Below are 21,576 nucleotides of genomic sequence, written 5' to 3' on the forward strand. Positions count from 1 at the left end.
GCAGGCCGGCCTGGTGCAGGGTCAGTTTGGTGCGGTGCTTGTCCAGGGCCAGCGCCAGCGCAGCGGGTCCCGAACCCGTGTAGGGCAGGCCCAACTCTTCGTAAAGTTCCGGAAGGACCGACTGCCGCCACGGGCCGCTCCATCCTTCCGCCAGGTTGAACACCAGATCCGGGCGCATGGCTCCAAGGACACCGGCCACATCGGCGAGAGCTCCGGACACCTCGAGAGGTTCGACGGAGTACCCGAGGCCGGCCACCGACGCCATCAGGTCGTCGAGTTCCTGCCGGGAGGTGAACCCCGTAGCACGTGGTGGGAGCCCACCGTCCGGAACGCTCCGCCGTCCGGGCGGTACGCAGGCCGTGCCGCGCCCGGTCGGGCGGGTTGCCACGCGGGCGGTCACGATACTGGGTGCCCGCTCTCCAATCGGGGACTCACCCGGAAGGCTCCAGCGTGAGCACACCAAGCCCTCCCGTGCCCGGGTCCCGGGACGAGTCGCGACCGGCGGACGACGGGCCGGGGCGGGAGAACCGCTGGCAGGCACTGACGGTCTGTCTGGTCGCGGGGTTCATGACGCTGCTCGACATCAGCATCGTCAACGTCGCCCTGCCCTCCATCCGCTCCGACCTGCACATGTCGGAGAGCGGGATGCAGTGGGCGCTCTCCGGCTACGCGCTGGCGTTCGGGCTGGTGCTCGTGCCGGGTGGGCGGCTCGGTGACGCGTACAGCAGGCGCGTCGTCTTCATGACCGGCCTCGCGCTGTTCACGATGGCGAGCGCGGCGGCCGGCGCCGCCCGGAACGAGACCTGGCTGGTGGTCGCCCGGCTGGCGCAGGGCCTGGCCGGGGGGCTGCTGGTGCCCCAGGTGTCCGGCTTCATCCAGCAGCTGTTCCAGGGAGCCGAGCGAGGGCGGGCGTTCGGCCGACTGGGTTCCACGATCGGGTTCTCCACCGCCGTGGGGCCGCTGCTGGGCGGTCTGCTGATCGAGGTGTTCGGCGAGGAGAACGGTTGGCGCTGGGTGTTCTACGTGAACCTGCCGGTCGGTGCCGTGGCGCTGGTGATGGCGTACCGGCTGCTGCCGGGGCCGAGTGCGCGGCCGCCGGGTCGGCCCCGGTTCGACCCGGTCGGCGTCCTGCTGCTGGGTGGTGGCACGCTCTGCCTGCTGCTCCCGTTCATGCAGCAGCAGTGGCATGCCGCGGCAAAGTGGCTGCTGCTCCCGGCCGCCCTGGTCCTGCTGGCCGCCTTCGCGGCCTGGGAACGCCGCTACGGCCGCAGCGGTGAGCCGCTGGTCCGGATGAGTCTGTTCGAATCTCGCCCGTACGCGCTGGGTGTGCTGCTCGCGCTGCTGTACTTCGCCGGGTTCACCGCGATCTTCTTCATCTTCAGCCTCTACCTGCAGGGTGGGCAGGGGTACAGCGCGCTGCTGGCGGGGCTGTCGATCACGCCGTTCGCCCTGGGCTCGGCCGGTTCCGCCCTGGTTGGCGGGCGGTTGGTGCAGCGCTTCGGGCGGAGGTTGGTGACGGTGGGGCTGGTCCTGGTGGCGGTCGGCCTGGCGGGTGCCGCGCTCGCCGTCCACCTGTGGTCCGGCCACCACGTCGGCTGGGCCACCGCCGTACCGCTGCTGGTGGCGGGCATCGGCAGCGGCCTGGTGGTCTCGCCGAACCAGACGCTGACGCTGGGCGAGGTGCCGGTCGTCCGGGCCGGGAGCGCGGCAGGGGTACTGCAGACCGCGCAGCGGATCGGCTCCGCGGTCGGCATCGCGGCGGTCGGTTCGGTCTTCTTCGCCGAGGTCGCGGCCCGGCACGAGGACTGGTCCGGTGCCTTCCAGCGTGGCCTGGCGGTGGCGCTCGGCTTCGTCGTCCTGGCCCTGATCACCCACCTACTGGGCGGGCGCAGCAAGGACTGACCGACGAAGCCGAGCGCCACCGCAGGGTCAGGAACCCAGCCGGAGCACCGAGTTGAGGACGTCACCGAGCACCGCGTCCGGGTCGGGGACCGAACCCTCGGCACGCCAGGCGACGAAGCCGTCCGGCCGCACCAGCACCGCGCCCTCGGCGGACGTACCGTAGGCCGCCGCCCAGTCGGAGCCGGGCTCCGGTGCCAGTTCGTGCTCGGGGTCGGTGCCGATCCGGTACGCCTCCAGCGGGACGCCGAGCCGCTCGGCGGTCCGCTGTGCCGCCGCGAGCCAGGGTCCGCCGTCCGGCCCGGTGAGCAGGGTCGGCGAGCTCTCGAAGAGGTCCAGGGTGGACAGCCGGACGCCCGCCCGGCGCACCCAGACGTGCGGTGCCCGGCTGCCGGGCTCGCCCGCCGCCTCGAACCGCTCCGGCACGGCAGGACCGGCCGGGTCGGTGCCGACCACCGCACCGACGGGGTAGCGGTAGCCGAGCGCCACGGCCAGCACGTTGCTCTGTCGTCCGGTACCCGGCGTCGCCTCGTACCCCGGGTGCTTGTGCTCGGCCGAGCGCGCGGAGGCGCGCGCGCTGGTCGCGCGCGCCACCGGCTGCCGCTCCTCGCCGTAGGTGTCCAGCAACCCGGGCCCGGCCCAGCCGCCCAGCACGGCGGCCAGCTTCCAGGCCAGGTTGTGGGCGTCCTGGATACCGGTGTTGGAGCCGAACGCGCCGGTGGGCGACATCTCGTGCGCGGAGTCGCCGGCAAGGAAGACCCGTCCGGCGCCGTAGCGCTCGGCGACCCGTTCGGCCGCGTGCCACGGGGCCTTGCCGGTGATCTCGACCTCCAGGTCCGGCACACCGACGGCCGCCCTGATGTGGGCGACGCAGCGCTCGTCGGTGAAGTCCTCCAGCGTCTCGCCCCGGTCGGGATGCCAGGGGGCGTGGAAGACCCACTGCTCCTGGTTGTCCACCGGCAGCAGGGCGCCAGGCCCCTGAGGGGTGGTCAGGTAGCAGGCGATGAAGTGCCGGKCGCCGACCACGTCGGCGACCCGCTTGGACCGGAAGGTGATGCTGACGTTGTGGAACAGGTCGCCGGGCCCGGCCTGGCCGATGCCGAGCCGTTCCCGGACCGGGCTGCGCGGGCCGTCGGCGGCGATCAGGTAGTCGGCGCGGACGGTGCGCTGCTCACCGCTCTCCCGGTCGAGCAGCACGGCCGTCACCCCGTCGGCGTCCTGCTCGAAGCCGACCAGCTCGGTGCCGAACCGCAGCTCCCCGGTGAGTTCGCGGGCCCGGCGCAGCAGCACCGGCTCCAGGTCGTTCTGGCTGCACAGGCACCAGCCGGACGGGCTGAACCGGGCCAGCGCACCGCCGGGGTCGATCTCCTTGAACAGCCACTCCTGGTCCAGCCCGGCGAGCGTGTCGGCCTGCAGGATGCCGTGGTTCTCAGCCAGCACCGAGGCGGCCTCACGGATCGGCTGTTCGACCCCCGCCACTCGGAACAGCTCCATCGTCCGGACGTTGTTGCCGCGTCCACGCGGGTGGTGCGAGGTGCCCGCGTGCTTCTCGACCAGCAGGTGCCCGACACCCAGCCGGCCCAGGAACAGCGAGGCGGACAGCCCCACCAGGGAACCGCCCACGATGAGGACCGGTACGCGGTCCTCGGCCTTCGAGCTCATCCATCACTCCAGTCTGTACGGGGCGCCAGGTACGTCGGCGCCGGCACCGTGATCCAGGGGTCCAGTTACAGCGTCCGGTGCGGCGCGGTTTGACGCTCGGTCAGCGATGGCATGTCCGCACGTTTCGCTCAGATGGCTTCCAGCCCTCGCGCCACGGGTGCGGGGGAACCACGATCGACCTCGGGCCGCAGCGGCGGCGTGACAGTCCGTGACCGGCCCCCCCGAGGTCCCAGGACTGTGTCGCCCTCAAGGAGAGCCATGACGACTCTGACCGAACCCGTATCGCGCCGTGCCGCGTTGAGCACCCCCCGGCTCCGGGTGGTGCTGCTGTGCGACATCCAGGACGGCGCGCAACAGCGCTTCCTGGACGCGTACGAGCAGCTGCGCCACCAGGTGGCCTCGGTGCCCGGCCATGTCAGCGACCAGCTGTGCCAGTCGATCGAGGACCCGGCACAGTGGCTGATCACCAGCGAGTGGGAGAGCGCGCGGCCCTTCCTGTCGTGGGTGGACAGCGAGGCGCACCGCGAGATGGTCCGCCCCCTGCACGGGTGCGTACGGGACACCCGTTCGCTGCGGTTCAGCATCATGCGGGAGACCGCGGGGTCGGAGACCTTCGACGGACCGGCCCCGGTCACGGACGGCACCGTCCGGCATGCCCTCACCTTCACGGTGAAGCCCGGCAGCGAGCCCAAGGTGGCCGAGATCCTGGCGGGCTACACCTCGCCCGCCGCCCAGGTGGACGAGCGCACCCGACTGCTCAGGACCTCGCTCTTCCTGCGCGGCAACCGGGTGGTGCGGGCCGTCGAGGTGGCCGGCGACCTGGCCGCCGCGCTGCGCCATGTGGCGCAGCAGCCCGAAGTCAGGGCGGTCGAGGAGGCCATCAACCCCTACCTCGAGGAGGCCCGCGACCTCAGCGACGCGGAGTCCGCGCGCTCGTTCTTCATCCGCGCCGCGCTGCCGGCGGTCCACCATGTGGCGGCGCCCGGGATGCCGTCCGCCGGGGTCACCCGGCACGCTCTGAGCTATCCCGTCCGGACCGGCTGCGGGGCGGCGGTCGCCGCACTGCTGGCCCGTCAGGACCGGCTCGCCGTCGAGGAACAGGCGAGCCCGCTGGTGGCGAGCACCGTCTTCCAGCGCGAGGACACCGTGGTCCGGGTGGTGGACCTGACCACGTCGCCGGAGTCGGTACCGGGCCTGGCGCTCGGTGTGGTCGGCCCCCGTGCGGCGAGTGTGCTCGGCCGCCTGGTCGACCTCGGCGGCCACGACCTGCGGGTCGCTCCGGAGCTCGGCCGGTTCCTCGAGGAGTGCCGGATGACCCTCGTCACGGACCGTCGCGCCAAGGACTCCTGAGCGGAGACCGACCGTCAGGGACCTTTCCTGCACAGGTATTTGGAGGCAACAATCATGACCACGCAGTTTCCACGCATCGTGCACGTCGACGAGGCCGAACCCAACCGCCGACGTGGCGGCGACCTGCGCGCCATGCTCACCCCGACCGCGGTGGGCGCCACCAGCGGGTTCATGGGGCTGGCGATCGTGCAGCCGGGGGAGCGGATCGGTGAGCACTACCACCCGCACTCCGAGGAGTTCGTCTACGTGGTCGCCGGGCGGCTGGAGGTGGACCTCGACGGCGTGCCGCACGCCCTGGCCCCCGACCAGGGCCTGATGATCCCGATCGGTATGCGCCACCGGTTCCGCAACGTCGGGAGCACCGAGGCCCGGATGGTGTTCCACCTCGGCCCGCTGGCCCCCCGGCCCGACCTCGGTCACGTCGACACCGAGGACACCCCGGAGAGTCTGCCGCCGGAACCTGCCGAGGTCGCCTCATGAACCGGCGGGTGGCGGTGACCGGTATCGGCATCGTCGCCCCCGGCGGCACCGGCGCCCCGGCCTTCTGGGAGCTGCTCACCGCCGGCCGTACGGCGACCCGCGGCATCACCCTGTTCGACCCGGCCGGCTTCCGGTCGCGGATCGCCGCCGAGTGCGACTTCGACCCGGTGGCGTCCGGCCTGGACGCCGAGCAGATCGCGCGCTCGGACCGGTACGTCCAGTTCGCGCTGGTCGCCGCCGCCGAAGCGGTCCGTGACGCCGGTCTCGACGTGGGCGCCGAGGACCCCTGGCGGATCGGGGTGTCCCTGGGCACGGCGGTCGGCGGAACCACCCGGCTGGAGCAGGACTACGCCGAGGTGAGCAGCTCGGGCGCGCGCTGGGACGTCGACCACCGCAAGGCCGCGCCGCAGCTGCACCGGGCGTTCTCGCCGAGCACCCTGGCGTCGGCGGTGGCCGAACAGACCGGTGCCCACGGCCCGGTGCAGACCGTCTCGACGGGCTGCACCTCGGGCCTCGACGCGGTCGGGTACGCCTTCCAGGCGATTGAGGACGGCCGGGCGGACGTCTGCATCGCCGGGGCCTCGGACTCGCCGATCTCGCCGATCACGGTCGCCTGCTTCGACGCGATCCACGCGACCTCGGAGCGCAACGACGATCCGGCGCACGCCTCCCGCCCGTTCGACGCGAACCGGGACGGCTTCGTGCTCGGCGAGGGCGGCGCCGTCCTGGTGCTGGAGGAGCTGGAGCACGCCCGGCGCCGAGGGGCCAGGGTGTACTGCGAGATCGGCGGCTTCGCCACCTTCGGCAACGCGTACCACATGACCGGCCTCACCCAGGAGGGCCTGGAGATGTCCGAGGCGATCGACCGCGCGCTGGCGCACGCCAGGGTCGACAGCTCCGACATCGACTACGTCAACGCGCACGGCTCCGGCACCAAGCAGAACGACCGGCACGAGACGGCGGCCGTGAAGCGCTCGCTGGGCGCGCACGCGTACCGGACCCCGATGAGCTCGATCAAGTCGATGGTCGGGCATTCGCTCGGCGCGATCGGCGCGATCGAACTGGTGGCCTGCGCCCTGGCGTTGGCCCACGGGGTGGTGCCGCCGACCGCCAACTACGACAGCCCGGACCCGGAGTGCGACCTCGACTACGTGCCGAGGACCGCCCGCTCGGTCCCGCTGCGCAACGTCCTCTCGGTGGGCAGCGGCTTCGGCGGCTTCCAGTCCGCGGTGGTGCTCCGCAGAGAGGGGGTCAAGGTATGACCGGCACCCGGCCCGACCGCCGCGCGGTGATCACCGGTACAGGTGTGGTGGCGCCCAACGGGATCGGCGCGGACGACTTCTGGAAGGCGACCCGCGAGGGCACCTCCGTGCTCGGCCCGGTCACCCGCGAGGGCTGCGCGCACCTGCCGCTGCGGATCGCGGGCGAGGTCCGCGGCTTCGACGCGGAGGAGACCATCGAAGGGCGGTTCCTGGTCCAGACCGACCGGTTCACGCACTACGCGATGGCCGCGGCCGACCTGGCCCTGGCGGACGCGCGCTTCGACGCCGACGCTGCCGCGCCCTACGGCGTGGGCGTGGTGACCGCGGCCGGCTCCGGCGGTGGCGAGTTCGGCCAGCGCGAGCTTCAGCAACTCTGGTCGCAGGGACCGCACTTCGTCGGCCCGTACCAGTCCATCGCCTGGTTCTACGCGGCCAGCACCGGCCAGATCTCGATCCGCGGCGGCTTCAAGGGGCCCTGCGCGGTGGTGGCCAGCGACGAGGCCGGCGGCCTGGACGCGCTGGCGCACGCGGTCCGTACCATCCGGCGCGGTACCGACACCGTGGTGGTGGGCGGCGCCGAGGCGCCGCTGGCGCCGTACTCGATGGTCTGTCAGCTCGGGTACGGCGAACTCAGCCTGAGCGAGGACCCGGACCGGGCCTACCTGCCGTTCAGCGCCGACGCCTGCGGGTTCGTGCCCGCCGAGGGCGGCGCGATGTTCGTGCTGGAGGACGAGACCTCGGCCCGCCGCCGTGGCGCCCGGATCCGGGCCGAACTGGCCGGACACGCGGCCACCTTCACCGGGGCCTCCCGCTGGGCGGAGTCCCGGCACGGGCTGGCCCGGGCGATCCGCGGCGCGCTGGCGGAGGCGCGCTGCGCCCCCGACGAGGTCGACGTGGTCTTCGCCGACGCGCTCGGGGTGCCCGAGGCGGACCGGGCCGAGGCGCTGGCGATCGCCGACGCGCTCGGTGGGCACGCCGCCCGGGTCCCGGTGACGGCGCCCAAGGCGGGCACCGGCCGGTCCTACTGCGGGGCCCCGCTGCTCGACACCGCCGCCGCGGTGCTCGCCATGGAGCAGGGCCTGGTGCCGCCCACCCCGAACGTCACCGACGTCTGCCACGACCTGGACCTGGTGACCGGCTTCGCGCGCACCGCCGAGCTGCGGACCGCGCTGGTGCTGAGCCGGGGCCTGATGGGCTCCAACGCGGCCCTGGTGCTGCGCCGGGCCCAGTCCTGACACATTGTCCGATCCGATGAAGGAGAACCACCTGATGAACCAGCATCTGACGCACAGTGAACTGGCCGAGCTGATCAAGACCCGGGCCGGCATCACCATCGCCCCCGAGGCGCTGCAGAGCCCCACCGCCACCTTCGAGGAGTTCGGCGTGGACTCGCTGGGTCTGCTCGGCATCGTGGGCGAGCTGGAGAACCGCTACGGCCGGAAGATCGCCGCCGGAGCCGAGATGTCCAAGTCCCCGGACGAGTTCCTCGACGCGGTCAACGCCGCCATCACGGCAGGAGCCTGAGATGCCCGGCCACACCGACAACGAGATCGTCATCGCCGCGCCCGTCGACCTGGTCTGGGAGATCACCAACGACCTGGAGAACTGGCCGCAGCTGTTCAGCGAGTACTCCAGCGTCGAGGTGCTGGAGCGCGAAGGCGAGCGGACCACCTTCCGGCTGACCATGCACCCCGACGAGAACGGCACGGTCTGGAGCTGGGTCTCCGAGCGGGAGACCGACCGCCACGGCCTCAAGGTCCGGGCCAGGCGGGTGGAGCCGGGCCCGTTCGAATTCATGGACATCCGGTGGGAGTACGCGGAGGTGCCGGACGGCACCCGGATGCGCTGGATCCAGGACTTCGCGATGAAGCCCACCGCCCCGGTCGACGACGACGCCATGACCAACCACATCAACCGCAACTCGCGGACCCAGATGGAGCTGATCAGGCACAAGGTCGAGAAGCGGACCGGGAGGGCGTGAGCACGATGCACCGCGCCCTCATCGTCGCCCGGATGAAGCCCGACTCGGCCGCCGGCATCGCCGAGGTCTTCGGGAACTCGGACCAGGGTGAACTGCCGCAGCTGATCGGTGTCACCGGCCGCAGCCTGTTCCAGTTCGGCGACCTCTACCTGCACCTGATCGAGGCCGAACGGCCGCCCGGCCCCGAAGTCGCCAAGCTGGCCGGGCACCCGGAGTTCCGCGACGTCAGCCGACTGCTGACGGCGTACGTCCAGGCCTACGACCCGGAGACCTGGCGCGAACCCAAGGACGCCATGGCCCGCGAGTTCTACCGCTGGGAGCGCTCCGGCACCGCGTGACACCGTCCGTAGGAGGAACGATCCACATGGCCGAGACCGACGAAGAGCCGGACTGGGTACGGTGCGAAGGCTGCACCGCCCTGGTCTACGGCAAGCGCTTCCTGCGGACCCTGCGGGTCTGCCCGGAGTGCGGCCTGCATGCCAGGCTGACAGCCCATCAGCGGCTGGAGCAGCTGCTCGACCCGGGCTCGGCGGTGCCGCTCGACCACGTGGAGCCCCTGCACGACCCGCTGGAGTTCGTCGACAGCCGGCCCTACCCGGACCGGCTGCTCGACGCCCGTACCAGCACGGGACTGCGCGAGGCCGTGGTCTGCGCGACCGGCCGGATCGAGGACCAGCCGGTGGTGGTGGCCGTGATGGACTTCCGCTTCCTAGGCGGCAGCCTCGGCTGCGGCGTCGGAGCGCTGATCACCGAGGCCGCGCGGACCAGCCTTCGGCTGCAGGTCCCGCTGCTGCTGGTGACGGCCTCGGGCGGCGCCCGGATGCAGGAGGGGGTGCTCTCCCTGATGCAGATGGCCAAGACCGCGCTGGCGCTGGCCGAACTCGACGAGGCGGGCATCCTGGTGGTCTCGCTGATCACCGACCCCACCTACGGGGGAGTGGCCGCGTCCTTCGCCACGCTGGCCGACGTGATCATCGCCGAGCCGGGCGCCCGGATGGGCTTCGCCGGGCCCCGGGTGATCGAACAGACCACCGGTGAGAGTCTGCCGGAAGGCTTCCAGACCGCGGAGTTCCTGCTCGAACACGGCATGGTGGACGACGTGGTGCCGCGGTCCGCACTGCGCCCGACGCTCGGCCGGCTGCTCGGCCTGCGCTCACCGCGCCACCGGGTGGCCGCCGTCGCGGACGCCTCGCCGGACGAGCTGATCCACAGTCAGCTGGACGAGGTGCTGGAACGCGACTCCTGGGAGGCGGTCCGGCTGGCCCGGCACCCGGACCGGCCGACCACCCTCGACTACGTCGGGCACCTGCTGGACGACTTCCAGGAGCTGCACGGCGACCGGCTCAGCGAGGACTGCCCCGCCATCGTCGGCGGGCCGGGCCGCCTGGCCGGCCTGCCGGTGATGCTGATCGGCCATCACAAGGGCGGCCCCGACCTGGCCGAACGACAGCGCCGCCGATTCGGCATGGCGGCCCCCGCCGGCTACCGCAAAGCGGCCCGGCTGATGCGGATGGCCGCCAAACTCGGCCTCCCGCTGGTCACCCTGATCGACACCCCCGGCGCCAATCCGGGGCCGGACGCCGAGCGCGGCGGCCAGGCGATCGCCATCGCCGAGAACCTGCGGCTGATGGCCAGACTCCCGGTACCGATCGTCGCCGTGCTGATCGGCGAGGGCGGCAGCGGCGGCGCACTCGCCCTGGCGGTCGCCGACCGGGTGCTGATCAGTGCCAACGGCGTCTACTCGGTGATCAGCCCCGAGGGCTGCGCCGCCATCCTCTGGAAGGACCGGGCGGCAGCGCCCGCCGCGGCGGCCGCCCTTCGGGTGCACGCCGGGGAACTGCTCCGGCTCGGCATCGTCGACGGCATCGTGCCCGAGCCCGCCGAAGGAGCGCACCAGGACCACGCGGGAGCGGCCACCATGCTGGGCGCAGCCCTGACCGCCGCGCTCGGCGAGCTGATCCCGTGGGAGCCCGAAAAGCTGCTCAAGGAACGCAAGAGCCGGTTCGACGACTTCGGCATCGCGGCGAAGCCCCCGGCTGGAAGAGGTACACAGTGACTACCAAGAACTTCCCGCAGGAGAACGGCTGGGTCACGCCGACCCGGAGCATCATCTTCGGCCCGCCCGGCACGGACTACCCGGCGGACCTGGACGCGGTCTGCCGCAGCGTGGGGGAGCTGGCCAGGTCCGCGCCGCAGCCGCCCAGCAGGATCAAGCTGCAGCACGGCGGCACCACGGTGGAGATGGAGTGGCCGGACCAACCGGTGGCCGCGACCGCCGCCGCCCCCGCCCCCGCCGAGGCGGTCCCCCCGGCGCCCGTCGCCGAGGACGGCGCGCTCGGCTACCTGTGCGCGCCGATGGTGGGCACCTTCTACCACGCGCGCGAGCCGGGGGCGCCGCCGCTGGTCTCGGTCGGCGACCTGGTCACACCCGGCCAGCCGGTCGGGATCCTGGAGGTCATGAAGATGATGAGCACCGTCGAGGCGGACGCGGCCGGGCGGGTGGTCGAGATCCTGACGCCGGACGCCACGGCCGTCGAGTTCCAGCAGCGCCTGATCGCGCTGGAACCGGTGCCGTCGGGTTCGCCTGGTGAGGACGCCTGAGATGTTCTCGACCGTTCTCATCGCCAACCGGGGCGAGATCGCCCTGCGGGTCGCCCGGACCTGCCGTGAACTCGGCATCCGTACGGTGGCCGTCCACTCGACCGCGGACCGGGACTCGGCGGTGGTCCGGTTCGCGGACCAGGCCGTGCACATCGGTCCCGCACCGTCCAGGAACAGCTACCTGCACATCCCCTCGATCATCGAGGCCGCGCTGCAGACCGGTGCGGAGGCGATCCACCCCGGCTACGGCTTCCTCTCGGAGGACCCGGACTTCGCGGAGATCTGCGAGGCCAACGGCATCACCTTCGTCGGCCCGCCGCCGGAGCTGATGCAGCAGCTCGGCGACAAGGCGGTGGCCCGCGCGCTGATGGCGCGGGCCGGACTGCCCGTCCTGCCGGGCAGCGAAGGCGCGCTGAGCGGGCCGGCCGAGGCGGAGGAGACCGCGCAGCGGGTCGGGTACCCGGTGATCCTCAAGGCCGTGGCGGGCGGCGGCGGCCGGGGCATGGCGGTGGTCCGCGACCCCGCCGACCTGCTGCGCGCGTACGGGGAGACCCGGGCGCATGCCCGGGCGATCTTCGGCGACGAACGGCTCTACCTGGAGCGCTTCGTGGACGACGCCCGGCACGTCGAGGTGCAGGTGATCTGCGACCGGAACGGGTCCGCGATCCACCTCGGCGAGCGGGACTGCTCGGTCCAGCGCCGGCACCAGAAGCTGATCGAGGAGTCCCCGGGGCCGAACCTCCCGCCGGAGCTGCGGGAGGCGATGTGTGCTGCCGCAGTGCAGGGCGCGTTGGCGGTCGGCTATGTCGGGGCGGCCACCTTCGAGTTCGTCCTGGCGCCGTCCGGGGAGTTCTACCTGATGGAGATCAACTGCCGCTTGCAGGTGGAGCATCCGGTGACGGAGATGGTCACCGGGATCGACATCGTCCGCGAACAGCTCACCGTGGCGGCCGGACTGCCGCTGACCATACGCCAGCAGGACGTCAGGCCGCGGGGAGTGGCCGTCGAGTGCCGGGTCAACGCCGAGGACCCGGACCGCGACTTCGTGCCGACGCCCGGTCTGCTGACCGAATTCGTGCCGCCCGGCGGCCAGTTCGTCCGGGTCGACACCCACGCCTACCCGGGCTGGTACGTCGGTCCCGACTACGACTCGCTGCTCGCGAAGGCCGTCGTCTGGGCGCCCGACCGGGAGCAGGCGCTGGCCCGGATGGACCGGGCCCTGGGCGAGTTCAGGATCGACGGGAGCGGCCTGCGGACCACCACCGGCTTTCTCCGCCGGGTCCTCGCCCGTCCGGAGTTCCGCGCGGGGACACACACCACCGGGCTGGTCGAGGCGATGACGGAGGAGACCCACCCGCCGGTGACGATCGGAGCCTGACCAGCTCTGCTGATGACGAGCTCTGCCGATGACGAGAGCTGTCGGTGCCGGGTGACCCCAAGGGGCGCCCGGCACCGGCGCGTGACGGATCGTCAGGTGTGCGCTCCCCCTGATGCCGCACCCCGGTGGCGGGTAATTGGCCGATGACAGACGGTGATTGAGGTGCTGGTGTGACTCTCCTGCCGACGCGGTGTCGGCAGTCGCACGGAGTACCGGAAGGACCACCCTCATGCGTTCCGCACGTACCCTGCTCACCGGCGCCGCGCTCGCCGCCACCGTCCTGCTGGCCGCCCCCGCCGCGTACGCCGAGGACGGCGCCACCGAGCTGACCTGGGAGCAGAAGCAGGCGAAGGCCGCCACCGCCGAAGGGCAGAAGACCTGGGAAGAGAAGCAGGCGACCGGCAAGCCGGGCAGTACGACGACCGAGCAGACGGCCGGGGAGACCACGGCCGAGGCGGCGACGGAGCACAAGCAGCCCAAGGGCGGCGTGCACACCGGCGGCGGCGGCACGGCCCTCTCCGGCGGCGGGCTGGCCGCAGGTACGGTCCTGCTGGCCGGCGGGCTCGGGGTCGGCGCGCATGTGCTCCGCCGTCGTCCGGGCGTCTCCGACGCGGTCTGAGCCCACAACGCGATCCGGCCTCGCCCTGGTTCCCGGACCTGCAGCCCGGCCTCGCCCAGCAGGGTGAGCAGGCTCGCCCTGGAGTGCTTCGCCCCGCCGACGTTGAGCAGCAGCATCAGGTCCATCCCGGTGGTGAACCGCATCGACGGACTGTCGTCGACGAGGTTCTCGACCACCACCACCCGGGCCCCCGGGCGGGCGGCCGCCACCACGTTGCGCAGCGTGCGGCGAGTGCTCTCGTCGTCCCACTCCAGGATGTTCTTGATGATGTAGAGGTCGGCTTGGACGGGGATCTCGACCCGGCAGTCGCCAGGCACCAGCTGCGCCCGGTCGGCCAGCGGACCGCCCGCGCGGAGCCGCGGGTCGGCGTGGGCGACCACCTGGGGCAGGTCGAGGAGTGCCCCGTGGATCCCGGGGTACTTCTCCAGCAGGCCGGCCAGCACGTGCCCCTGGCCGCCGCCGATGTCCACCACGCTCGACACACCGTCAAGGTCCAGGAAGGCGGCCAGATCCGCCGCGGACTGCCGGCTCGAGTGGGTCATCGCCTTGTTGAACACCTGCGCCGAGTCGTCGGCGTCGTCGTGCAGGTAGTCGAAGAACTCCTTGCCGTACAGGTCGGGGAAGATGTTCCGGCCGGTACGGACGGCGTCGTCCAGCCGGGGCCAGGCATCCCAGGTCCACGGCTCGGTGCACCACAGGGCGATGTACCGCAGGCTGTTCGGGGCGTCCTCGCGGAGCTGCCGGGACATGTCGGTGTGGGCGAAGCGGTCGTCGTCCGTCTCGGTGAAGACGCCGTAGCAGGACAGTGCGCGGAGCAGGCGGCGCAGCGGCTTGGGTTCGGCCTGGACGGCTGCGGCGAGCTCGTCGGCCGTCATCGGTTCGTCGTCCAGGACGTCGGCGATCCGCAGCGAGGCGGCCGCGCGGACCGCGGCGGCGCAGGCGGCGCCGAAGACGAGCTCGCGCAGTCGCATCGCGGACTGCGGGGAGGGGGAGTGGTGCTGAGCGGTGGTCATGAGGGCCTCTCTGAGAGGGGAGTCCGGGAGTCCGGGAATCAGCAGCGGCCGGCCGGTTCGGAGACCTGGCAGGTGTTCCCGGTGAAGGTGTGGCCCGCCCCGGTGTCGCGGTCGGCGAGGTCGGCCGGGCCGTTGCGCAGGGCGACGTTGTCCCGGACGGTGATCCGGGAGCTGGGGGCGCCCACGACGCTGCGGAAGAGCACGATGCCGCCGGACATCTCCGACGCGCCGTCGTTGTCCTCCACCCGGTTGTCCGTCACCAGGGTGTCCTCCGCGCCGGTGAGCAGAATCCCGGTGCCCTGGATGTAGCCGAGGCGGGGGGTGGGCGGGCAGTACTTGTTGTTCTCGTACACGTGGTTCTGACGGACGGTCAGCGAGCCGGCCCGGGGGACGCCTTCGTCGCCCACCACGAACACCCCGCCGCAGTTGGCGGTGATGCTGTTGTGGTCGACCGTCAGTTCCCTGGTGCGGCGGAGCACGACGCCGATGCGGTTGCCGACCAGCCGGTTGCGGCTGATCTCGGTGCCCCGGGTGTCGAGGGCGCCGCCCTCCTCGTCGACCGAGTTCGCCAGGAAGACGCCGGACTGGCCGTTGTCCCGGGCCTCGTTGTCGGTGATCACGGTTCGGGTGGAGCGCTCCAGGCTGATGCCCTGCTGGCCGTTGTCCCGCACCAGTACGCGGTGCACGGACAGCTGGTCGGTCCGGGAGGCGGAGAGGCCGTTCTTCCGGAAGCCCTCCACCGCCAGCGACTCGATCCGGACCCCGGAGACGATCCGGTCCGCCGTGCCGGTGACGCAGACGCCGTGGCCGGCCGTGGCGCAGGCGGACTCGGCCTGCGTCGAAGGTGGCGCGATCACGGTGGCGGGGCCGATCCCACGGACCGTCAGGTCCGGGACGGTGATCTGGACGCTCTCCCGGTAGGTGCCCGGCAGGAGTTGGACGATGTCCCCGGGCCTGGCGCCGTCGACCGCCCGCTGGATTGACTCGCCGGGGTGAACCACGTGCAGCGAGCTCGCGGCCTGGGCCGGCGGGGCCGCTCCCAGGCTGGACAGCAGTACGGCGGCGGCGGTGCCGGCCAGGGAGTGGGTCGGTCGGATGGGCATGGGGTCGTGACCTGTCTTCGGAGCCCGCCGGTACCGGCGGGCGGGCGGAATGGGCGACCCTGCCGACGCTAGGGGGGAACACCACCGGTCGCCACCCAAGGTGCGCCGATCGTCACCCGAGGTGACGGGCGGTCGGCGGCGCGAGGTGCCGCGGCAGGCCGGAGGTCCAGCGGCGGGTGCCGTCGTCCGTGATGGCGAGGGCCTCGGTCCCCGGGCGCCGCTCCACCCAGTCGAGGGCGAGCGCGGGGCCCATGGCGAAGGCAGCGGTGGTCCAGGCGTCCGTGCGGGCCAGGTGCCGGCCGATCAGGGTCAGGGAGAGCAGGCCTTCGGCCGGGCGGCCGGTGTGCGGGTCGAGGATGTGGGCTCCGCGCTCGGCGACACCGGAGGTGGCCACCGCGAGGTCGTGACCGCTGACCACCGCGGCCAAGGCGCCTGGGCGGACCGGGTCGGCGATGCCGATCCGCCAAGGCCCGCCGCAGGTCTGGATGTCACCGCCGCCACCCACGCTGTGCCGGGTGGAGCCGGCTGCTCGCAGCTGTCGGGAGGCCTCCTCCACGGCCCAGCCCTTCACCCAGCCGCTCGGGTCGAGCCGTCCCCCCGGCCGGTCGGTGAACCAGCCGTCGGTCTCGGCGGCGGCCTCGCGGCAGCGTGCCAGAACCTCGGCGACCTCGGGATCGCACTGTGCGAGGGTCAGCTCCCCGCGCCCCAGCCTGCTGATGTCCGAGCCGGGCCGGTAGGTGGAGAACACCTCGTCGATCCGGTGCAGCCGCCGGACGATCCGGTGCAGGGCACGGCCGGTGTCGGCGGTGGGCTCGGGCACGTTGAAGGAGAACACGGTGCCCATGACGTGCTCGGCATGCCGCAGACCGGGGGACCGGCCCGGGAGGTGCGCAGGAGTCGTCACAGCCCGGCCTGGTCGAGGGCGCTCTGCAGTGAGCGGGTGTATCCGTCGCTGGTGTACGTCGCGCCGGACACCGCGTCGATGTGCGCGCTCTGGGCGGCGATCGCCTCCTGGTTGAGCAGCGGCAGCGCGAAGCCGTTGATCTCCTGGTCACGGCGGTCGCGGCTGGGGTAGCGGATGACGTCGATCTTCGAGATCCGGCTGCCCTCCAGGGTGACCCTGACCTGGACGGCTCCGTAGCGGGTGTCGGACGCGTCGCCGGTCACCGAGCGCGCGGCCCCGGCGGGGGCGGAGCTCGCCGAGCTCGCCGAGGGCGCCGGAGCGGCGGCCGCCGGAGCCTCCGAGCCGCCGGAACTGATCACGCCGTTTCCGGTGTTCGCGGCCGGGTCGTGCGGCTTGAGCGAGAGCAGCAGGATCACCCCTGCCAAGGTGGCGGTACTGGCGACGACGGCTCTGCGCACGGGAGTTCTCCTCAACGGGTCGGGCGGTCCGGGACGAACGGCGGATCGGCGTCGGCCGGTCAGAGTTCGAAGGATTCGAGGTGGAGGCGCGAGCGCCGGACTCCGGCGCTGCGCAGGGCCCGTACGGCCTCCTCGGCGAAGGCCGGCGGTCCGCACAGGTAGACCTCGTGCGCGGCGAGGTCCGGAACGATCCGGCGCAGCGCCGCACCGAGGTCGCCGATCTGCGCCCGGGTGCCGAGCAGTTCGTGCGCCTGGCCTCCGCGAGCGGCCGCGACGGTCGCCAGCTCGTCCCGGAAGAGCACGTCCTGTGGCCGGCGGGCGCGCTGGACCAGGGTGACCCGGCCCGGGACGGTCTCGAACAGGGCGCGCAACGGGGTGATCCCGACCCCCGCGCCGAGCAGCAGTACCCGGCTCTCCCGGCGCCGCCCGGCGGTGAACGCACCGTACGGGCCCTCGGCGCGGACCCGCGTGCCGGGAGCGAGTCGGGCCACGGCGGCGCTGTGGCCACCGAGATCCTTCACCGTGAAGCGCAGGAACCTCGGGTGCGGCGGAGCGGAGAGCGAGTACGGGTTGGCGGCCCAGCGCAGTCCGGGGGCCTGGAACTGGAGGCGGAAGAACTGGCCGGCCTCGGCACCGAGCCGGTCCAGGTGCTCGCCGGTGACGAACAGCGAGACCACGCCCGGACCCTCCGGCCGGACCTCGGCGACCCGCATCCGGTGGCGGCGGTCGCGCAGGAAGGGGAGGACGAGGCGGTACCAGCCCAGCAGTGCGGCGCTGCCCAGGTACAGCGCGTACCAGGCGGCCCGCTCGGGACCGCCCCCGAGGTCGGCGCCGTTCGCCAGTTGGTGGCCGAAGCCGAGCGCGATGGCCAGGTACGTCGCCAGGTGCAGGTAGTACCAGCTCTCGTAGCTCATCCGGCGGCGCGCGGCCCGTGCGCTCAGCACACCGGTGCCGACCATGATCAGGGTGGCCAGCGTCGCCTTGATCATCTCGGGGTAGTGGAACACCAGCCGCACAGCCTCACCGACCGGCCCGCGCCCGTCGGTCAGCGCGTAGCCCCAGGTGATGGTCAGGACGTGCGCGGCGACCAGTCCGACCAGGTAGCGCCCGCCGGCCGCGTGCCAGCGAGCCAGGCGGTCCGCACCGACCTCGCGCTCCAGCAGGGGGACGCGGGCCATCAGGAGCAGCAGCACCGGCGCGGTGTACCCGGCCAGCAGACCGGTGATCCGCCCGGCACCGGTGAGCCAGTCCGCGGCGCCGCTCACCTCGGCGGTACCCCGCCACCAGCCGACCAGGACTCCGACGGCTCCCATCACGATCACGGCCTGCACGGCCCCGGCCACCGCACCCGGCGACCTGGTCCGCCGGGCCGAGCCGGTACCGCGTGCGGTTGTCACTGTTCCCATCCCGACCTCCTCCGGTGGCGCTGTCGGCCACCCTGGCACCGCAAGCTCTCAGTTCCCTCTGAATACGGCGTCGCAGATTGTCGTAGGCCGGAGTGTTCTCGCAGGTCAGACGCTTTCGATGGTGCGGTCGGGCCGAAATGGATCTCATCGCCTTCTCATCGGAGCAGGCAAGAATGGACCGACCCGCCGCCCCCGGAGCCACCTGGACCCGTATGGACACCGCCGCCCCCGTCCCGGCCCCCGCACAGTCACCGCCCTGGCGGATCCTGGTCGTGGACGACGAGCCCGACCTGGTCGAGGTGCTCTGCGGCGCGTTCAGGTACGAGGGCTGGCAGGCGCGAGGCGCCGAGGACGGGCCGAGCGCCGTGGCACTCGCCGCCGAGTGGCACCCGCACGCGGTGGTGCTGGACATGATGCTGCCCGACCTCGACGGCATGCAGGTGTTGGAGCGGATCCAGGCCGCCAGGCCCGAGGTCCGGGTCCTCTTCCTCACCGCGAGGGACGCTGTCGAGGACCGGATCTCCGCGCTGGCCGCGGGCGGGGACGACTACGTGACCAAGCCGTTCAGCCTCGCCGAGGTGGTGGTGCGCCTGCACGGTCTGCTGCGCCGGGCCTCGTCCGTACGGCCCGGCGTCGCACCTCCGGCGCACGCTCTGGTCCTGGGGGACCTGGTGCTGGACGAGCAGGCCAGGGAGGTCACCCGGGCCGGGGACGGCGTCGACCTCAGCCCCACCGAGTTCGCCCTGCTCCAGCACCTGATGCGGAACCCCCGGCAGGTACTGAGCAAGGCGCAGATCCTGGACGCCGTCTGGTCGTACGACTTCGGCGGCCAGGCCCACGTGGTCGAGCTCTACATCAGCTATCTGCGGAAGAAGATCGACGCGGGCCGGCCCCCGATGATCCACACCGTTCGCGGCGCCGGCTACCTGATCAAGGCGCCGCAGTGATCCGGCCGACGGTCCGCCGTGCCGCCGCGCGCCTGCCCGTGCCACGCACCCTGCGGGCCCGGCTGGTCGCGGGCCTGCTCGCCCTGCTCCTGCTGACCTGCGGCGGGGTTGCCCTCGCCACCACCGACGCACTGCGCCACTTCCTGGTCGACCGCCTCGACCAGCAGCTCTCCGACACCTCCGGCCGCTATGCGGCCAGCCTGGAACACCGGGACACCCGGGCTCCGGGCACCACGGGAGGCAGGGGGGACACCCGGGCCCAGGCACCCGGTACGTTCGGCGCCCGGCTGCTCGACGGCCGGGTGACCAACGCCGGCGTGGTCGACGGCGACGCCGACGACGCCGAGGTCGGTGCGGGAAGCACCCCGGCCGACGCCGACGACCTGGTGCAGCTCGGTGCCGCCGACCAGCGGGTGCTGGCCGCGCTGCCCGTCGGTGGCGCGGCCCGGAGCGTACATCTGTCCGGGCTCGGCGGTTACCGGGTGCGCGCCGTCGCGGGCCAGGACGGCGACGTGCTGGTCACCGGCCTGCCGCTGCGTCCGCTGGAAGCGACGACGCATCAACTGGTCGCCGTGGAACTGGTGGTGTTCGCCCTCGCGCTGGCGGCCGCCACGGCGGCCGGCGCGTTCTGGATCCGCCTCTCGCTGCGCCCGCTCGGCCGCGTCGTGGCAGCGGCCGAACGCGTCGGGGCCCTGCCGCTGGCCAGTGGGGAGGTCGAACTCGACGTCCGGGTACGGGACGACGATCCGCGGACCGAGGTCGGCCGGGTCGGTGCGGCCCTCAACCGGATGCTGGGCCACGTCGAGGACGCCCTCGCGCAACGCCAGGCCGTCGAGGAACGGCTGCGGGCGTTCGCCGCGGACGCCAGCCACGAACTGCGCACCCCGGTGGCAACGGTCCGGGGCCACGCCGAACTGGCACTGCGACACCCCGGCCCGATGGCCGAGCCGGTGCGCCACTCGCTCACCCGCATCGACGCCGAGTCCCAGCGGATGGGCACCATCGTCGAGGACCTGCTCCTGCTGGCCCGGCTGGACGCCGGGCGGCCGCTCGCACACGGCACCGTCGACCTGACGCGGCTGGCCCTGGACTGCACCACCGACGCCCGTGCCGCCGGACCACGCCACCGATGGCAGCTCGTGCTGCCCGAGGATCCGGTGCTGGTCCCCGGGGACGGTGACCGGTTGCGCCAGGTGGTGGCCAACCTGCTCGCCAACGCCCGCACCCACACCCCCGACGGCACCGAGGTGACGCTGAGGCTCGAACGCTGCGACGGCCCGGTGCGGCTGACCGTCACGGACACCGGCCCCGGGATCGACCCCGCGATCGCGCCCGAGGTCTTCGAACGCTTCGTACGCGGTGACCGGGCCCGATCCAGGGCACACGGCAGCACCGGCCTCGGGCTGGCGATCGTGCAAGCCGTCGTGACCGCCCACGGCGGCGCCGTGACGCTCACCGGCGGCCCAGGGGCGAACACCTTCTCCGTGACGCTTCCCTCGGGGGAGCCACCCGGCGCGGCCTGAGTTTCGGCAGTGGGTGAAGACTGTTCTGTCCGCCGATCATCGGCCGACCCTAGGTGAGCTCCGCCGCCAGCAGCGCGGCGGTCCTGGCCACCAGCGGATGGTCGGCCGGTGCGTCCTCCTGGTGCTTGGTCGTCAGGACGGCCAGCACGATCGGTCCGCCGTCCGGCGGCCAGGTGATGCCAGCGTCGTTGTTGCCCCCGTACCGTCCGCCGCCGGTCTTGTCGGCGAGAACCCAGTCGCCGGGGAGGCCGGCGCGGAACCTGTCGCCGCTGGTCGTGTTGGCGAGCAGCCAGCCCGTGAGCCGTTCCCGGTCCTGGGGTGCGAGTGCGTCACCGAGCGTGAGGTGCGCGTAGGTCCGGCCGATGGCGCGGGGGGTGGTGGTGTCGGACACGCGCCAGGGCTCTGCCGAGTTGAGTTCGGGCTCCCATCGGTCGAGCCGAGTCCTGCCGTCCCCGACCGAGCGGCAGAACCGGGTGATGGCGGCCGGTCCCCCCAGCTCGCGGAGCAGCAGGTTTCCGGCGGTGTTGTCGCTGTAACAGATGGCGGCGTCGCACAGTTGGGCGACGGTCATGCCGTTCTCGAGGCTCTCGGCGCTGCCGGTGCGCGGGGAGTAGCCCGACTTCTTCACGTACTCCGCGGTGTACCGGATGCGCTTGGCGAGGAACTCGCCGTCGTGGTCGAGGTCGCGCAGCACGGCCGCGACGGCGACCGTCTTGAACAGTGAGCACATCGGGAAGCGTTCGTCCGCGCGGTACGCCACCGTCCTGCCTGTGCGCATGTTGCGGGCGAACACCCCCAGGCGGGCGGAGTGCTGCTGCTCGAGCTCCCTCAGCCGCGAGGTGATGCCGTCCTCGCCGGGTGAGGCGTGTGCCGTTCCGCCGAGGGGCAGGACGGCGGAGAGTGCCGCGCCGGTGCCGAGAGCGAGTGCGGTGCGGCGGGATGGGCGTGGTCCTGTGACGCGCAAGGCGTTCCCCTTCCGAGGAGGTCATG

19 protein-coding genes and 2 pseudogenes are annotated in these 21,576 nt (G+C 72.7%); 14 read left to right on the plus strand and 7 right to left on the minus strand.

Going from position 1 to position 21,576, the window contains the following annotated elements; genetic code table 11:
* Positions 1 to 567: 567 nt before the first annotated feature.
* A pseudogene (locus ACXJMZ_RS03775) lies at positions 568 to 1,948 on the plus strand (MFS transporter); the annotation flags it as partial.
* On the opposite strand, the gene ACXJMZ_RS03780 reads toward ACXJMZ_RS03775, so the two are convergent.
* Entirely contained in the window at positions 1,930 to 3,561 is a 1,632-nt protein-coding gene (locus ACXJMZ_RS03780; RefSeq protein WP_457028534.1) for an FAD-dependent oxidoreductase, read from the minus strand. The pseudogene ACXJMZ_RS03775 and the gene ACXJMZ_RS03780 overlap by 19 nt on opposite strands.
* 258 nt (positions 3,562 to 3,819) lie before the next feature.
* On the opposite strand from ACXJMZ_RS03780, the gene ACXJMZ_RS03785 reads away from it, so the two are divergent.
* The 11 genes from ACXJMZ_RS03785 to ACXJMZ_RS03835 all read left to right on the plus strand — a co-directional run bounded on the left by ACXJMZ_RS03785 (position 3,820) and on the right by ACXJMZ_RS03835 (position 13,232).
* On the plus strand, positions 3,820 to 4,911 hold the full coding sequence (locus tag ACXJMZ_RS03785) for a SchA/CurD-like domain-containing protein (protein ID WP_457028535.1): 1,092 nt from the start codon (positions 3,820 to 3,822) through the stop codon (positions 4,909 to 4,911).
* A gap of 54 nt (positions 4,912 to 4,965) precedes the next feature.
* Positions 4,966 to 5,391: a cupin domain-containing protein gene (locus ACXJMZ_RS03790; RefSeq protein ID WP_057232811.1), complete on the plus strand. Its 426-nt coding sequence runs from the start codon at positions 4,966 to 4,968 to the stop codon at positions 5,389 to 5,391.
* Positions 5,388 to 6,653, plus strand: a complete 1,266-nt coding sequence (locus ACXJMZ_RS03795) for a beta-ketoacyl-[acyl-carrier-protein] synthase family protein (RefSeq protein ID WP_457028536.1) — start codon at positions 5,388 to 5,390, stop codon at positions 6,651 to 6,653. The genes ACXJMZ_RS03790 and ACXJMZ_RS03795 overlap by 4 nt, the downstream gene beginning before the upstream one ends.
* Positions 6,650 to 7,888 (plus strand): ketosynthase chain-length factor, encoded by a 1,239-nt coding sequence (locus tag ACXJMZ_RS03800; protein ID WP_457028537.1) that lies wholly within the window; start codon positions 6,650 to 6,652, stop codon positions 7,886 to 7,888. Before ACXJMZ_RS03795 ends, ACXJMZ_RS03800 begins: the two co-directional genes overlap by 4 nt.
* 34 nt (positions 7,889 to 7,922) lie before the next feature.
* The gene (locus tag ACXJMZ_RS03805; RefSeq protein ID WP_457028538.1) at positions 7,923 to 8,177 is read left to right on the plus strand and encodes an acyl carrier protein; all 255 of its coding nucleotides are present in this window, start codon (positions 7,923 to 7,925) and stop codon (positions 8,175 to 8,177) included.
* 1 nt (position 8,178) lies between these two features.
* Positions 8,179 to 8,634 carry an SRPBCC family protein gene (locus tag ACXJMZ_RS03810; protein WP_457028539.1) on the plus strand — a complete coding sequence of 152 codons (456 nt, stop codon included), beginning with the start codon at positions 8,179 to 8,181 and terminating at the stop codon, positions 8,632 to 8,634.
* A gap of 5 nt (positions 8,635 to 8,639) precedes the next feature.
* Positions 8,640 to 8,972 carry a TcmI family type II polyketide cyclase gene (locus ACXJMZ_RS03815; protein WP_457028655.1) on the plus strand — a complete coding sequence of 111 codons (333 nt, stop codon included), beginning with the start codon at positions 8,640 to 8,642 and terminating at the stop codon, positions 8,970 to 8,972.
* A 26-nt stretch (positions 8,973 to 8,998) separates the two neighbouring features.
* Complete coding sequence (accA, locus tag ACXJMZ_RS03820; protein ID WP_457028540.1) at positions 8,999 to 10,690, plus strand: acetyl-CoA carboxylase carboxyl transferase subunit alpha; 1,692 nt, start codon at positions 8,999 to 9,001, stop codon at positions 10,688 to 10,690.
* Complete coding sequence (locus ACXJMZ_RS03825) at positions 10,687 to 11,235, plus strand: acetyl-CoA carboxylase biotin carboxyl carrier protein (protein ID WP_457028541.1); 549 nt, start codon at positions 10,687 to 10,689, stop codon at positions 11,233 to 11,235. The genes accA and ACXJMZ_RS03825 overlap by 4 nt, the downstream gene beginning before the upstream one ends.
* A gap of 1 nt (position 11,236) precedes the next feature.
* A complete protein-coding gene (locus ACXJMZ_RS03830; protein ID WP_457028542.1) occupies positions 11,237 to 12,613 on the plus strand; it encodes an acetyl-CoA carboxylase biotin carboxylase subunit in 1,377 nt (458 codons plus the stop codon).
* Positions 12,614 to 12,842: 229 nt separating this feature from the next.
* On the plus strand, positions 12,843 to 13,232 hold the full coding sequence (locus tag ACXJMZ_RS03835; protein ID WP_457028543.1) for a hypothetical protein: 390 nt from the start codon (positions 12,843 to 12,845) through the stop codon (positions 13,230 to 13,232).
* A gap of 29 nt (positions 13,233 to 13,261) precedes the next feature.
* Here the strand turns inward: ACXJMZ_RS03835 and ACXJMZ_RS03840 are convergent.
* The 5 genes and pseudogenes from ACXJMZ_RS03840 to ACXJMZ_RS03860 all read right to left on the minus strand — a co-directional run.
* Positions 13,262 to 14,245, minus strand: a pseudogene (locus tag ACXJMZ_RS03840) (methyltransferase); the annotation flags it as partial.
* 38 nt (positions 14,246 to 14,283) lie between these two features.
* The gene (locus ACXJMZ_RS03845) at positions 14,284 to 15,348 is read right to left on the minus strand and encodes a right-handed parallel beta-helix repeat-containing protein (protein ID WP_457028544.1); all 1,065 of its coding nucleotides are present in this window, start codon (positions 15,346 to 15,348) and stop codon (positions 14,284 to 14,286) included.
* 112 nt (positions 15,349 to 15,460) lie between these two features.
* Positions 15,461 to 16,192, minus strand: coding sequence for an FAD:protein FMN transferase (locus tag ACXJMZ_RS03850; RefSeq protein WP_457028545.1), 732 nt, complete (start codon positions 16,190 to 16,192; stop codon positions 15,461 to 15,463).
* A gap of 56 nt (positions 16,193 to 16,248) precedes the next feature.
* Complete coding sequence (locus ACXJMZ_RS03855) at positions 16,249 to 16,710, minus strand: FMN-binding protein (protein ID WP_457028546.1); 462 nt, start codon at positions 16,708 to 16,710, stop codon at positions 16,249 to 16,251.
* Between the two features lie 59 nt (positions 16,711 to 16,769).
* On the minus strand, positions 16,770 to 18,116 hold the full coding sequence (locus ACXJMZ_RS03860) for a ferredoxin reductase family protein (RefSeq protein WP_457028547.1): 1,347 nt from the start codon (positions 18,114 to 18,116) through the stop codon (positions 16,770 to 16,772).
* Between the two features lie 212 nt (positions 18,117 to 18,328).
* Here ACXJMZ_RS03860 and ACXJMZ_RS03865 point away from each other — a divergent pair, with 212 nt between their 5' ends.
* Positions 18,329 to 19,063 (plus strand): response regulator transcription factor, encoded by a 735-nt coding sequence (locus tag ACXJMZ_RS03865; RefSeq protein ID WP_457028656.1) that lies wholly within the window; start codon positions 18,329 to 18,331, stop codon positions 19,061 to 19,063.
* Positions 19,060 to 20,586, plus strand: coding sequence for a sensor histidine kinase (locus tag ACXJMZ_RS03870; RefSeq protein ID WP_457028548.1), 1,527 nt, complete (start codon positions 19,060 to 19,062; stop codon positions 20,584 to 20,586). Before ACXJMZ_RS03865 ends, ACXJMZ_RS03870 begins: the two co-directional genes overlap by 4 nt.
* A 49-nt stretch (positions 20,587 to 20,635) precedes the next feature.
* On the opposite strand, the gene bla is transcribed toward ACXJMZ_RS03870, so the two are convergent.
* Positions 20,636 to 21,550: a class A beta-lactamase gene (bla, locus tag ACXJMZ_RS03875; protein ID WP_457028549.1), complete on the minus strand. Its 915-nt coding sequence runs from the start codon at positions 21,548 to 21,550 to the stop codon at positions 20,636 to 20,638.
* Positions 21,551 to 21,576 lie beyond the last annotated feature (26 nt).

Source organism: Kitasatospora sp. P5_F3 (genome assembly GCF_054049135.1).